The sequence below is a fragment of the Novosphingobium sp. 1529 genome, from assembly GCF_040544855.1.
GTDB lineage: Bacteria > Pseudomonadota > Alphaproteobacteria > Sphingomonadales > Sphingomonadaceae > Novosphingobium > Novosphingobium capsulatum.
Genome location: NZ_JBEPKW010000004.1, coordinates 1 through 13,499, shown reverse-complemented (window position 1 = coordinate 13,499; position 13,499 = coordinate 1). Strand labels below are relative to the sequence as shown.

At 66.1% G+C, this 13,499-nt stretch carries 9 protein-coding genes; 4 read left to right on the top strand and 5 right to left on the bottom strand.

The annotated features are described in order from the left end of the window. Positions 1 to 17 precede the first annotated feature (17 nt). Both ABIC78_RS10445 and ABIC78_RS10440 read right to left on the bottom strand, forming a co-directional pair. Positions 18 to 572, bottom strand: a complete 555-nt coding sequence (locus tag ABIC78_RS10445; protein WP_022676819.1) for a F0F1 ATP synthase subunit delta — start codon at positions 570 to 572, stop codon at positions 18 to 20. 329 nt (positions 573 to 901) lie between these two features. Further along, positions 902 to 2,458, bottom strand: coding sequence for a S1C family serine protease (locus ABIC78_RS10440; protein ID WP_354489513.1), 1,557 nt, complete (start codon positions 2,456 to 2,458; stop codon positions 902 to 904). Positions 2,459 to 2,559: 101 nt separating this feature from the next. On the opposite strand from ABIC78_RS10440, the gene ABIC78_RS10435 reads away from it, so the two are divergent. Next, complete coding sequence (locus tag ABIC78_RS10435) at positions 2,560 to 3,591, top strand: bifunctional transcriptional activator/DNA repair enzyme AdaA (protein WP_354489511.1); 1,032 nt, start codon at positions 2,560 to 2,562, stop codon at positions 3,589 to 3,591. Here the strand turns inward: ABIC78_RS10435 and ABIC78_RS10430 are convergent. From ABIC78_RS10430 to ABIC78_RS10420, 3 genes are all read right to left on the bottom strand, one after another. Beyond that, complete coding sequence (locus ABIC78_RS10430; RefSeq protein ID WP_354489509.1) at positions 3,588 to 4,559, bottom strand: cupin domain-containing protein; 972 nt, start codon at positions 4,557 to 4,559, stop codon at positions 3,588 to 3,590. The genes ABIC78_RS10435 and ABIC78_RS10430 overlap by 4 nt on opposite strands. A gap of 105 nt (positions 4,560 to 4,664) precedes the next feature. Beyond that, complete coding sequence (locus tag ABIC78_RS10425; RefSeq protein WP_354489507.1) at positions 4,665 to 6,224, bottom strand: cryptochrome/photolyase family protein; 1,560 nt, start codon at positions 6,222 to 6,224, stop codon at positions 4,665 to 4,667. Between the two features lie 6 nt (positions 6,225 to 6,230). Beyond that, the gene (locus tag ABIC78_RS10420) at positions 6,231 to 8,423 is read right to left on the bottom strand and encodes a primosomal protein N' (RefSeq protein ID WP_171796260.1); all 2,193 of its coding nucleotides are present in this window, start codon (positions 8,421 to 8,423) and stop codon (positions 6,231 to 6,233) included. Between the two features lie 457 nt (positions 8,424 to 8,880). Here ABIC78_RS10420 and fsa point away from each other — a divergent pair, with 457 nt between their 5' ends. The 3 genes from fsa to cysS all read left to right on the top strand — a co-directional run bounded on the left by fsa (position 8,881) and on the right by cysS (position 13,102). Next, positions 8,881 to 9,534: a fructose-6-phosphate aldolase gene (gene fsa / locus ABIC78_RS10415; protein WP_022676824.1), complete on the top strand. Its 654-nt coding sequence runs from the start codon at positions 8,881 to 8,883 to the stop codon at positions 9,532 to 9,534. Positions 9,535 to 9,593: 59 nt separating this feature from the next. Beyond that, positions 9,594 to 11,414: a cobaltochelatase subunit CobT gene (cobT, locus tag ABIC78_RS10410; protein WP_354489504.1), complete on the top strand. Its 1,821-nt coding sequence runs from the start codon at positions 9,594 to 9,596 to the stop codon at positions 11,412 to 11,414. 215 nt (positions 11,415 to 11,629) lie between these two features. Continuing rightward, a complete protein-coding gene (gene cysS, locus ABIC78_RS10405) occupies positions 11,630 to 13,102 on the top strand; it encodes a cysteine--tRNA ligase (protein WP_354489502.1) in 1,473 nt (490 codons plus the stop codon). Positions 13,103 to 13,499 lie beyond the last annotated feature (397 nt).

Genomic DNA, 13,499 nt, shown 5'->3' with positions numbered 1-13,499 from the left:
GTGCAAACTTTTTGGCTTCAGCCCTTCATGGCCTGGGCGAGCGAATTGAGACGGGTGCGGATCGAGCTGTCGATCATCTGGCTGCCGATCTTGACGACCAGCCCGCCGAGAATCTCGGGATCGACCGCAGTCTTGAGCTTGATCGACTTGCCGGCGCGGGCAGCGAGCTTTTCCGACAGCGCAGCGATCTGGCCGTCGTCGAGCGGATGCGCGCTGGTGACATGGGCAGTCACTTCGTTGCGGGCAGCTGCAGCAATCGCGGCATAGGCGCGCGCCACATCGGGCAGGGCGGACAGGCGGCGGTTGCCAGCGATCACGCCCAGGAAGTTGGCGGTGAGGGGCGAAACGCCCAGCACCTGGCCAACGGCGGCGATCGCACGGGCGGCGTCTTCGCGGGCGACCTGCGGATTGCGGATCAGCGCGGCGAAATCAGCCGATTCGCGCAGGGCGTCAGCCAGGCGCTCAAGATCGCCTTCCACGGCCGCAACCAGGCCCTGTTCATTTGCCAGCTCATAAAGTGCGGAAGCATAACGCCCCGCCAGGCTGGCCGTGATGCCGCTGGAAATCTCCACGCGCCTCAGTCCCCTTCGTCCAAGGATTTCAAGCAAGGCGCATGACGCGCAAAAAATGCACGTGACGGCCCGCAGTCCCGGCGCGCCTAGCAACGTCACCGCCATATGACAAGTCACCAGTTGGCAGCCCCTGTTAATGGAGGCGCAAACGTATGCGTATCAGCGTGTCGAAACGTCTCAGGCGTGGGACGGCGAGGCGGGGAAAGGCGGGTTGAGCCGGGGAGGGTGATTCGGGGGAGGCGGGGCTGGGGGGGTGGGAAGCCTTGCGCTAACCTTCCACCACCCCCCGACCCCCTCCTCTGAAGAGGAGGGGGAGAGATGCCCAACGATCAGGGAACTGGCTGGCAGTTGTAGCGCATGCGTTCGTTGGGTTCTGCGGGCAGCAGTGCGCGGATCGCTTGTTGGGTGTCGCCAAAGCGGCGGGCTTCGGCCTCTCCGGCGCCGCAGGCCGGGGCCACCACCTTTTGCCGGGCATCGCGCGCCTGATTCATGGCATCGAGGCCCATGAGGAAGCGTTCGACGGTATAGCTGCGGCTGTCGGGATCGAAGTGGGTAACCGCGATGGTATCCTCGCCATTGGGCACCAGCACGCGCGACCAGCCATCGGCGGCCAGGCCATATTGGCTGCGCTGGTTCATGCAGCCGTCCTGGCTCCAGGTGATCGGCACATCGGTGATGTCTGACACGGTCACGCGGCTGCGCTGGGGATCGAGCACGCAGATGAACTTGCCGGTAGCGGCTTTGCCGCCGGCCGCCGTGCTCGCCAGGGCATCGGGCGTGCCGCTGGCGGCGGCCACGATATCCTGCGCGCGGTTGTCGATCGACAGCAGGCTGGGCCGCAGTGCCCAGGCCGCCACGGTGCCCAGCAGCAGCACCAGCGCGCTGCCGCCGGCGATGCGCGTGGCATTGGCATTCTGGCGCTGGGCATAGATGAACGCCGCGCCGCCTGCGCCCAGCGTTGCCACCAGCAGCAGCACGGCAATCGCCATGCCGTTGTCGCGCTGGGTCAAGATCTCGATCTCGGCCTGGCGGCGCGCGGTTTCCAGGGCGCGGGCGTGGGCATTCTGGCGCGCTTCGTTCTGCGCGGCCTGGCGCGCCTGGTCGCTGGCAGCGCGTTCGCTGTCGGCCCGGTCGAGATCGGCGATGGAGGTGCAGGGCAGGTCGCTGGCGTGGGCCTGGACATTGTTCTGCTGCAGGAAGCGTGACAGCTCCCGCATCGAGATGGCGAAATAGAACGCCGAATCGGTGCTGTTGTCGCTGACCGTGCCGAACGAGTTGACCCCGACGACGCGGCCGCAGGCATCGAGCAGCGGACCGCCCGAATTGCCCGCGCCGATCGGCGCCGTATGCAGGATCGTGTCGAATTCCTTGGAACTGCGCCCCGCCGAGACATAGCCGCGCGTCTTTACCGCCGCCTGGGGGCTGACCAAGTCCGACAGCGACAGCCCCTGCGCCAGATCGACGTTGCCGGGATAGCCCACCGCGCTGACGTCGGCGCCATCGCTCACTTGCCCGGCATAGAGCGAAAGCGGCGCGAGCCGGCCGCCGCCCTGGATCTTGAGCAGGGCCAGGTCATTGCGCGGGGAATAGGCGACGACGCGCGCTTCATAGCCGCCGCGCCCCTGCGGCGGCACGATGCCGGCGATCAGGGTGTCGTCCTGGCGCAGCGCCTCTACCACGTGGGCATTGGTGACGACATATTCGGGCGTGACGGCAAAGCCGCTGCCATGGCCGATCATGGTGGAACTGCGCCCTTCGGTCTGGACGATCACGACACGGACGACGCCCCGGCTGGCGGCGGCGATGTCGGCCGGATCGGCCAGCGCCGGCAGGGCCGGCACCAGGACTAGGGCAACGATGAGCGAGGCGATGAGGCGGCGCAACATGGCGCAGGTCATTGCCGGGATTTGCTTTGATCGCAAGGCGCGGGATGCGCGAGGGCGGCAAGGATGGCATGAAGGGCACAGGAAAAATCACAGGACTGGCCATGACCACCACCCAGACACTCGATCCCCAGGCCTGCTGGCAGGCCGTGTTGGCGCGCGACCGGGCGTGGGACGGGGTGTTTGTCACCGGCGTACTGACCACCGGGATCTATTGCCGGCCATCGTGCCCGGCGCGCCATCCGGCGCGGGGCAACGTGCGCTTCTTTGCCGATGGCGCCGATGCACGCGCGGCCGGGCTGCGCGCCTGCCTGCGTTGCCGGCCCGATGACCTGGCGCGCGATGCGGCTGCCGTGGCCGGGGCGATCGCCGCGATCAAGGCGACCGAGGCCGCGCCCACGCTCGCTGCCCTGGCGGCGCAGGCCGGCTATTCCCCCGCCCATTTCCAGAAGCTGTTCACCCGCCACACCGGGCTTTCCCCGGCCGCCTATGCCCGCGCGCTGCGCCAGCGGCGCATGGGCGATGTCTTGGCCGGTGCCGATAGCGTGACCGAGGCGATCCACGAGGCCGGCTATGGCGCGCCCTCGCGCTTTTATGCCGAAAGCGACCGGCTGGGCATGGCGCCATCGGCCTGGCGCAATGGCGGGGCGGGTGTGACGATCCGGTGGGCGCAAGTGAGCACCTCGCTTGGGCCGATGCTGGTGGCCGCCACCGACAAGGGCGTGTGCCGGCTGTCGTTTGGCGAAGAGGAGGAAGCCCTGCGCGCGCGCTTTCCCAAGGCGACGCTGATCGCGGGCGGGGCGGATTTTGCCGCGCTGCTCGATGCCGTGGTCGATGCCGTGGAAGTGCCGGGGCGGGCCGACCACATCCCGCTCGACGTGGCTGGCACCGCCTTTCAAGAGGCGGTGTGGCGGCAGTTGCAGGCGATCCCGCCGGGCGAAACCCGCAGCTATGCCCAGATCGCCGCCGCCGTGGGCAAGCCCGGCGCGGTGCGCGCCACGGGCAGTGCCAACGGCGCCAACAACGTGGCCGTGCTGATCCCCTGCCACCGCGTGGTGCGATCGGACGGCACCCTCGGCGGCTATGCCTATGGCCTGGAGATCAAGCGCCAGCTGCTGGAGCGGGAGCGGTCTTAAGGGGCGAGGATCACCGTATCGGCGGGGCGCCAGGCCGGCGTGGCCGCCACATAGAACGTGAGGCGCGAGGTGGCCGTAATGCGGTGCGGCACCTGTGGCGGTAGATAGACCACCGAGCCGGTTTTGAGAGGTTGCACGGCACTGCCGATCTGGACGCTGCCTTCGCCACTGGTGACGAACATCACTTCGTGCCCTTCCTTGGTCATCATGCTGGGCATGGCGCGTCCAGCGGCGATGACAAAGCGGGCCGCGCTGATCTGGTCTGCGTGCTGCGGCGCGGTGCGGCCTACCAGTTCCTGTAACGACACCGGATTTGCGGCGGGGGTGGCAGGCGCCGGCGCTTCGGCTGCGCTTTTGCCGGGGCTATCGTCACGCGTCAGCCTTTTGATCTGTTTGGCAAATGCCGGGTATCGCACCAAGAGATCGGCCCGCTTTCCGGCCTCATAATCGGCATATTCAAAGCCGGGCGCCAGGGTGTTGGCGCCAAAACTGTAGGCGCTGCGGGGCGCGCCGATCGGGATCGCCCCCATCCAGGTGCCGCGCGGCACCAGGATCTGCGGCTCCTGGCCCGCCAGAACATTGCTGCCCCAGATTTTGACCTCGCCATGGCCATCGGGGTAGAGCAGCAGCAACTGGGCCGGATTGCCGCCGTAGAAGTGCCACATCTCGTCGGTGGCGAGCCGGTGCATGGCGGAAAAGTCACGCTGGGTGAGGATCAGATAGGTTGCGGTATAAGCCCAGCGCGTGCCGGGATAGCGATCAGCGAGGGCGCCGCCGACTTCATCCTTGCTTTTGAAGGTCTGGATGAACCAGGGCCCTTCGTGCGGGATGTTTTCCATGTGGAAATGGCGGATCAGCGCCTGCGCGCCGGGTGGAACACCATCGGCATTTGCCGGGCGCGCCAGAACGCCTGTGCTGCCACATCCCAGCAGCAGTAGCGCACCGCCCAGCAACAGCGCTTTTGTCATGCTTGTACTCCCTCACGCGGCAACCTGGCCCCCATGCCAGCGCAGCAGCGCGATCTTAGGCATGACAACCGGGCACGTCGCGCAGGAATTGTTCGGCGCCGCACCTTAGGCGCGCGCCCAACCTTTCTTCGCCGGCTCCAGCGTTTCTAGAAAGGCCGCCGCGCTGTCGCGGTATTCGGCCTGCTTGTCGGCGCTCATGCGTCGCCAGGTGGCGTAGGGGTTGGCGAGGCGCGGGTTGCCGGCAAGGCGTTCCGCGTTGCGGGCGAGGAAATCCCAATAGAGCGCATTGAACGGGCAGGCGCCTTCGCCCACCTTGCGCTTCACGTCATAGCGGCAGTCGCCACAATAGTTGCTCATCCGGTCGATATAGGCGCCGCTGGCGGCATAGGGTTTCGACGCCAGCTTGCCGCCATCGGCGAACAGCGCCATGCCGGCCACGTTGGGCAGTTCCACCCATTCAAAGGCATCGGCGTAAACCACCAGGAACCAGTCGGCCACGTCCTGCGGCGACAGCCCGGCGAGCAGCGCGAAATTGCCCATGACCATCAGCCGCTGGATATGGTGGGCATAGGCATTCTTGTGCGTGGCGCGCACGCAATCGGCCACGCAGGCCATGTCGGTTTCGCCGGTCCACCAGAATTCGGGCAGGGGCCGCGTGGCGCCCAGCTGGTTGGCCTCGCTCAGGTCGGGCATGGTCAGCCAATAGATGCCGCGCACATATTCGCGCCAGCCGATGACCTGGCGGATGAAGCCTTCCACCGCCTCGATCGGGGCGCGGCCCTCGCGCCATTCGGTCTCGGCGCGGCGGCACATCTCCACCGGATCGATCAGCCCGATGTTGAGCGCCGGGCTGATCACGGCGTGATACATCGTGTCGGTGCCCGCCATCATCGCATCCTGATAGCGGCCGAACAGCGGCAGCCGCGTTTTCAGGAACCGGTCAAAGGCATGGGCGGCCTGCGCCGCCGTAACCGGCCAGGCAAAGTGATCGAGGCTGCCGAAATGCCCGGCAAAGCGCGCCTCGACCAGGGCGATCACCTCTTGCGTGATGGCATCGGGGGCAAAGTGCGAGACGGCCGGCGGGCGGCACTCCGCGTCGGGGCCGCCGCGGTTTTCCGCGTCGAAGTTCCATTTGCCGCCCGCCGGCTTGTCGCCGTCCATCAACAGGCCGGTCTTGCGGCGCATCTCGCGATAGAAATACTCCATGCGCCATTGCTTGCGGCCCGCCGCCCACTGGAAGAAATCAGGCAGCGGGCAGACAAAGCGGGTATCGGGCAGCACGCGCAGCCGCACGCCCAGCGTATCGCGCCAGGCGGTGATCATTTCGCGCACGCGCCATTCGCCCGGCTCGGTGATCTGCACGCCGCGCGGGGCATGGCGCCGGATCGCGCGCTGCACCTCGGCGGTGAAACTGCCGGTGTTGCCGGGATCATCCAGTTTCACGTAATCGACGGTAAAGCCGTTATCGCGCAGTTCCTGGGCGAAATGGCGCATCGCCGAAAAGATCAGCGCGATCTTGGCCTTGTGGTGGCGCACATATTGCGTCTCGTCCCACACCTCCATCATCAGCACTATGGTATCCTGGGGCGTGCGATCAGCCAGGCTCGACAGGCCATGGGAAAGCTGGTCCCCCAGCACGGGGACAAGGACGGGGCCGCTACTCATGACCGCTCAAACGAAACTGTAGGGATCGATATCCACCGCCACCCTTACCCCTTGGGGAAAGCGGAACGGCTCCAGCCACTGGCGGATCACCTTTTGCACCTCGCTCGACCGGCGGGCATTGACCAGCAGGCGATAGCGATAGCGCCCGCGCAGCAGCGATAGCGGGGCGGGCGCGGGGCCCAGAATCATCACGTCGTCGAGGCGCGGCGCGGTGCCGCCGATGGCGCGGGCCGCGTCGCGCGCTTCGGCCTCGTCCTCGCTCGACACGATGATCGCGGCCCAGCGGCCGAACGGCGGGGCGTGGGCCTCGCGCCTGGCCTCGGTTTCGGCGGCATAGAACGCGTCGCGATCGCCGCTGGCCAGCGCGGCGATCACCGGGGCATCGGGATGGCGCGTCTGGATCAGCACCTCACCAGGCTTTTCCCCGCGACCGGCGCGCCCGGCAACCTGCGCCACCTGTTGATAGGTGCGCTCGGCCGCGCGCAAGTCGCCCCCTTCCAGGCCCATGTCGGCATCGACCACCCCCACCAGGGTCAGGTCGGGGAAGTGATAGCCCTTTGTTACCAGTTGCGTTCCCACGATCACGTCGATGGCCTTGTTCTCTGCCTGGGCCACGAATTCGGCCGCTTTGGCCGCACTCGTCAACGTGTCCGAAGTGACAAGGGCCACGCGTGCCTCGGGCAGGATCGTGGCCACTTCATCGGCAATGCGCTCCACCCCCGGGCCGCAGGCGACCAGGCAATCGGGTTCGCCGCATTCGGGGCAGGCGCGGGGCGTAGGCACCTCGTGCCCGCAATGATGGCAGGCGAGGCGCTGCGACAGGCGGTGTTCGACCAGCCAGGCCGAGCAATTGGGGCACTGGAAGCGATAGCCGCAGGTGCGGCACAGCGTGAGCGGGGCATAGCCGCGCCGGTTGAGGAACAGCAGGCTCTGCTCGCCCTTGGCCAGGCGCTCGCGCAGGCCCTCCACCAGCGGCGGGGCGAGCCAGTGGCCGCGTTCCGGCGCCTGCTCGCGCAAGTCGAGAATGCGGATATCGGGCAGGCCAGCGCCGCCGAACCGGCTGGGCAGCACCAGCCGTTCATAGCGCCCGCTGGCGGCCATATGCAGGCTTTCCAGCGCGGGGGTGGCGCTGGCCAGCACCACCGGGATGCTTTCGAAATGTCCGCGCATTACCGCCACATCGCGCGCGTTGTAGCGCACGCCATCGTCCTGCTTGAACGAAACCTCGTGCGCTTCGTCCACCACGATCAGGCCCAGCGCGGCAAAGGGCAGGAACAGCGCCGAGCGGGCGCCGACCACCACTTGCGCGCGGCCCTGCGCCACGGCGCGCCAGGCGCGGCGCCGTTCCGATGATTTGAGCGAGGAATGCCAGGTGACCGGCTCCACGCCAAAGCGCGCCTCGAACCGGGCCAGGAAACTTTGCGTCAGCGCGATTTCGGGCAGCAGCACCAGCACCTGGCGGCCCTGTTCCAGCGCGGCGGCAATCGCCTCGGCATAGGTCTCGGTCTTGCCCGATCCGGTCACCCCGTCGAGCAGGAACGTGACAAAGCGCCGCGCCGCCACGGCCTCTACCAGCCGCCCGGCGACTTGCGCCTGGGTGGGGGTCAATTCCGGCACGGCATGGCGCGGATCGGCGGCGGGGTAGGGGCGATCGGCATCGACCGTGACGGGTTCGAGCAGGCCGGCATTGACCATGCCGCGCAGCACGCCGTCGGAAACCTCGGCAATTTCGGCCAGTTCGCGGATCGTCGCCTGCTGGTCGATCAGCAGGTCCATCGCCTGCGCGCGCTGCGGTGTCAGCCGGCCCGGCTCGCGCCCGGACAGGCGGTATTCGGTCACCGTGCTGCCGCCTTGCAGCGCCGCCGTGCTCGACAGCGCCATGCGCGCCACGGCCGAAAGCGGGGCCATGTAGTAATCAGCGCACCATTCGATCAGGCGGCGCAGGGGCGCGCCGAGCGGCGGCACCGGCACCACGCCCAGGATCGGGCGCAGCTTGTGTTCGGGCACGTCGGCACTGGGCAGGCGGTCTTCTTCCCATACCACGCCCAGAATCTGGCGCGGCCCCAGCGGGCAGACCACCACCTGGCCCGGCACCACATCGAGATGTGCGGGCACCTTGTAGTCGAGCGGCCCCAGCGCGGCGTTGAACACCACGCAACGGATGCGGCGGGATTGGCTGCGCGGCGGGGGCTGGCTCATCACCCCGTGCATATAGGCAGCTTAGGCGGCGTGGACAAATTCCACATCGACACGGCTGGAGGCAAAAACCGCCAGTTCGAGGAGGCGAGGAAGCGTAATATCGGGAATATTGCGCGACGAGCCGACGCGGAAATGGCGGTTTTTGGTCCAGCCCCGCAGGGGTTGCCCTATAAAAGGCCCTGGCAGCGTTGCTCGGCCTTGCAAGAGGCCCACTCTGGCTTCGTCCTCACGCCTCGCCAGGGCCTTTTATAGGGCAACCGTGGCGTTGTGGAATTTGTCCACGCCGCCTAACGCATGGGGCAAATGGGGAACGCGGCCTTTGCGCCAACGTTGATCGGGGTATGGCGCACAAGCAGGCCTGACAGCGCGATGGGGCTGCCCTATAGCCCGCGCCAGATTCGCCGTTATGGTGTTAACGCCATTATCAAATCATAACCCTTGCGCAGGACAATCCCTCATGAAGTTCTTTGTCGACACGGCCGATACCGCCGAAATCGCCGATCTGGCCGCCACCGGGCTTCTCGATGGCGTGACCACCAACCCGAGCCTGATCGCCAAGTCGGGCCGCGACTTCATCGAGGTGACGAAGGAAATCTGCCACCTCACCCACGGGCCGGTGTCGGCCGAAGTGGTCGCGCTCGATCACGCCGGGATGATGCGCGAGGCCGAAATCCTGCGCAAGATCGCCGACAACGTGTGCATCAAGGTGCCGCTGACGATCGACGGTCTCAAGACCTGCAAGAAGCTGACCGCCGATGGCACCATGGTCAACGTCACGCTGTGCTTCTCGGCCAACCAGGCGCTGCTTGCGGCCAAGGCTGGCGCCACGTTCGTTTCGCCCTTCGTCGGCCGCCACGATGACAACGGCTTTGACGGCATGGACCTGATCCGCGACATCCGCCTGATCTATGACAACTATGCCTACGAGACCGAAATCCTCGTCGCCTCGATCCGCCATGGCATCCACATTCTGGAAAGCGCGCGCATCGGCGCCGACGTGATCACCGCGCCGCCGGCGGTGATCAAGGGCCTGTTCAAGCATGTCCTGACCGAAAAGGGCATCGAAGGGTTCCTTGCGGATTGGGCCAAGACCGGCCAATCTATCGGTTGATGAAGACACGCGCCCCGGTCGCTGTGGCCGGGGCGCAATTTGCAAAACTGGATTGATTCTTGGCTGCCGAATCCCCGCTCGATACCTTCCGCTCCGTTCTCACCGGCACGTCCCGCGCCCTTGCGGAACAGCCCGAAGTGGAAGTGGCATGGACATCGGACCAGGCCAGCCAGACCGGCAAGCTGATGCGCGTGCCCATGCCCGGCCGCGCCTTGCCGGCAGAGCAGGTGGCCCAGGCGCGTGGTGCCGCCGACTCCATGGCCCTGCGCCTGCGCTATCACAACGATGCGCTGCACAATGCCGGCGCGCCGGCGGAAATGCTCGCTCGTGCCTGCTATGATGCGGTGGAGCGGGTGCGTTACGAGGTGCTCGGCTCTGATGGCTATCAGGGCATGCGCGGCAATCTCGATGCCCTGACCGCGCAGCGGGTCAGCGCCGATCCGATCAGCCGCGCGACCAAGCCCGAAGAAGTGCCGCTGCCCACCGCCCTTTCGCTGCTGCTGCGCGAAAAGCTCACCGGAGCGCCGATCCCGGCGCTGGCCAAGCTCGGCACCGACATGGTGCGCAGCTGGATCGAGGCCAAGGCCGGCGACGACATGGCAAACCTTGCCGGCAGCCTGGAAGACCAGAAGGCATTCCAGAAGCTGGCGCTCTCGATGCTCGGCCATCTCGATCTGACCCAGGCCGCTGCGCCTGAGCAGAACGAGAACGAGGACGAGGACAGCGAGGACGAACAGGACGACGGCACCGAAAAGCCCGAAGAGTCCGAGTCCAGCGCGGATGACCAGCAACCGGTCGAGCAGGCCGGCGATACCTCGGACGGGGAGGGCGATGGCGATCAGCAGGAAGAGGCCGATCGCCCCGATGATGCCGCCGACGCCGACATGGCCGACGAGGGCGAGGAGGGCATGCTGCCCACCCGGCCCAACCGTCCGTGGACCGACCTGCCCGAGGATTTTGACTACAAGACCTATACCACCCGTTTCGACGAGGTGATCGCCGCTACCGACCTGTGCGACGAGGAAGAGCTGACGCGTTTGCGCGCCTACCTCGACAACCAGATGAAGGGGCTGCAAAGCGTGGTGACGCGCCTGGCCAACCGCCTGCAACGGCGCCTGATGGCCGCGCAGAACCGCAGCTGGGATTTCGACCAGGAGGAAGGCCTGCTCGATGCCGCGCGGCTGGCCCGCGTGGTGATCGCGCCGGGCCATTCGCTGTCGTACAAGATCGAGCGCGAAGTCGAGTTCAAGGACACCGTCGTGACCTTGCTGATCGACAATTCCGGCTCGATGCGCGGGCGGCCGATCTCGATCGCGGCGATCAGCGCCGATATCCTGGCGCGCACGCTGGAACGCTGCGGGGTGAAGACTGAAGTGCTCGGCTTTACCACTCGCGCCTGGAAGGGCGGCCAATCGCGCGAGGCGTGGCTGGCCGGTGGCAAGCCGGCGCATCCCGGCCGTCTCAACGACTTGCGCCACATTGTTTACAAGAAGGCTGACGAGCCCTGGCGCCGCGCGCGCAAGAACCTGGGCCTGATGATGCGCGAAGGCCTGCTCAAGGAAAACATCGACGGCGAGGCGCTGCTCTGGGCGCACACCCGCATGCTCGCCCGGCAGGAGGATCGCCGCATCCTGATGGTGATTTCCGATGGCGCGCCGGTGGATGACAGCACGCTGTCGGTCAACCACGCCGGCTATCTGGAACAGCACCTGCGCCGGGTGATCGACTGGATCGAAAAGCAGAGCCCGGTACAACTGGTCGCCATCGGCATCGGCCATGACGTGACCCGCTATTACCGCCGCGCCGTGACGATCATGGACGTGGAGCAACTGGGCGGCACGATCGTGGAACAGCTGGCCGACCTGTTCGAGGTGGATTGAGCGTTCGGTAGGAGCGGGGCTTCGACAGGCTCAGCCCGAACGGGTTTAGCAGGGTGTAAAGCCCCATCCTCTTTAGAGGAGGGGGTTGGGGGTGGTGCGAACCCTGGCGCCGGGCATCCACCACGCCCCGACCCCCTCCTCTGAAGAGGATGGGGAGAGGAATGGCCCACCCCCAACCTTGACCGCACACCCCCACGCGGGGCAAAGCGCGCGGCATGACCGACCAATCCGCCCCGCTCATGCTGTTCAACAGCCTTACCCGCGCGCTCGAACCGTTCGTGCCGGTCCATCCTGGCGAAGCGCGGGTCTATTCCTGCGGGCCGACGGTCTATAACTATCCCCACATCGGCAACATGCGCGCCTATGTCTTTGCCGATGTGCTGGGCCGCACGCTGTCGTGGAAGGGCTATGCGCTCACCCACGTCATCAACATCACCGACGTGGGCCACCTGACCGACGATGCCGACGCCGGCGAAGACAAGCTGGAAAAGGCCGCGCGGGCCAATGCGCAATCGATCTGGGATATCGCGCGCCATTATACCCAGGCCTATTGGGCCGATATCGACGCGCTGGGCATTCGCCAGCCGGCGCACTGGTCGATCGCCACCGATTATGTGCCGGCGATGATCGAATTTGCCCAAAGCATTGCCGACAAGCACTGCTACGAACTGCCCGGCGGGCTCTATTTCGATGTCTCCACCGTGGCCGATTATGGCAAGCTCGCCCGCGCCGCGACTGACGAGGGCGAGGGGCGGATCGAGCAGGTCGAGGGCAAGCGCCACCAGGCCGATTTCGCGATCTGGCGCAAGACCCCGCCGGGCGAGACGCGCCAGATGGAATGGGACAGCCCGTGGGGCCGCGGTGCGCCGGGATGGCACCTGGAATGCTCGGTCATGTCGGGCAAGCTGCTGGGCTTTCCGTTCGACATCCACACCGGCGGGATCGACCACCGCGAGATCCACCATCCCAACGAAATCGCGCAAAACCAGGCGTTCTGCTGCGCCGGCAGCCTGGCTGACCCGGCCAATTCGGGCGCGCGCATGTGGATGCACAACAATTTCCTGGTCGAACGCTCGGGCAAGATGAGCAAGTCTTCGGGCGAGTTCCTGCGCCTGCAACTCTTGATCGACAAGGGCTATCACCCGCTCGCCTATCGCCTGATGTGCCTTCAGGCGCATTATCGCAGCGAGCTGGAATTTTCCTGGGAAGGCCTGGGCGCGGCGCTGACGCGGTTGAAGCGCATGGTCATGGCCGTGGTCCAGCTCAAAGAGCGTGCGGAAGAAGGCGTCGATACCAGCGCCTGGCGCAGCCATGCCAAGCTGGCGCCGCTGGTCGAGCGTTTCGACGCCGCGATCAGCGACGATCTCAACACCGCCGTGGCGCTTACCGTGCTGGACGAGGCGGTGGCGCTCAAGAAGATCGATCCGGCGCTCAAGCTGGCGGCGATCGCCGCGTTTGACGCGGTGCTGGGCCTCAACCTGCTCACGCTCGATCGCACCGCCCTGCGCCTGCGCCCCAAGGCGGCTACGATCACTGAGGACGAGATCGCGCAGCGCATCGCTGCCCGCCACGAAGCCCGCGCCGCCAAGGACTTCGCCCGCAGCGACACGCTGCGCGACGAACTGGCGGCCCAGGGCGTGGACGCGATGGATGGCGACCCGCTCGGCTGGGACTGGCGCTTGGGCTGATTTAAATCTCGGCCACTTCTTAATCGCCGCTTGTCTAAATTTGGGACGGTATAGTTCTAATTTACCGTAATCCAAGATAGCTTGTAACGCATTGTTGCGGTAATTTACGACAATGTTTTAACATGATCGGAAATGAAAATGCCGAGCGCAAGCTATTCAACTATTCTCGCAGCTATGCATAAGCGCCAGCAGGTTATTTGCGTCTATCAAGATCGTCGTCGTGAGGTGTGTGTCCATACGATTGGATATAAAGGCGGCAGGGAGAAGGTTTTGGCATTCCAGTTTGCTGGGGAAAGTTCTAACCCGTCTTATTCATGAGGTCGCTGTTCCGGTCTGATCGGTTTTGATTGTTCGCTGGCGGCATGATGCAGTGGCGCGTCATCGACGGTGTTTTCAC

Coding starts and splice junctions, on each gene's coding strand:
- ABIC78_RS10440 (WP_354489513.1), bottom strand. CDS start 2,458: ATGTTGCGCCGCCTCATCGCCTCGCTCATCGTTGCCCTAGTCCTGGTG.
- ABIC78_RS10435 (WP_354489511.1), top strand. CDS start 2,560: ATGACCACCACCCAGACACTCGATCCCCAGGCCTGCTGGCAGGCCGTG.
- ABIC78_RS10430 (WP_354489509.1), bottom strand. CDS start 4,559: ATGACAAAAGCGCTGTTGCTGGGCGGTGCGCTACTGCTGCTGGGATGT.
- ABIC78_RS10425 (WP_354489507.1), bottom strand. CDS start 6,224: ATGAGTAGCGGCCCCGTCCTTGTCCCCGTGCTGGGGGACCAGCTTTCC.
- ABIC78_RS10420 (WP_171796260.1), bottom strand. CDS start 8,423: ATGAGCCAGCCCCCGCCGCGCAGCCAATCCCGCCGCATCCGTTGCGTG.
- fsa (WP_022676824.1), top strand. CDS start 8,881: ATGAAGTTCTTTGTCGACACGGCCGATACCGCCGAAATCGCCGATCTG.
- cysS (WP_354489502.1), top strand. CDS start 11,630: ATGACCGACCAATCCGCCCCGCTCATGCTGTTCAACAGCCTTACCCGC.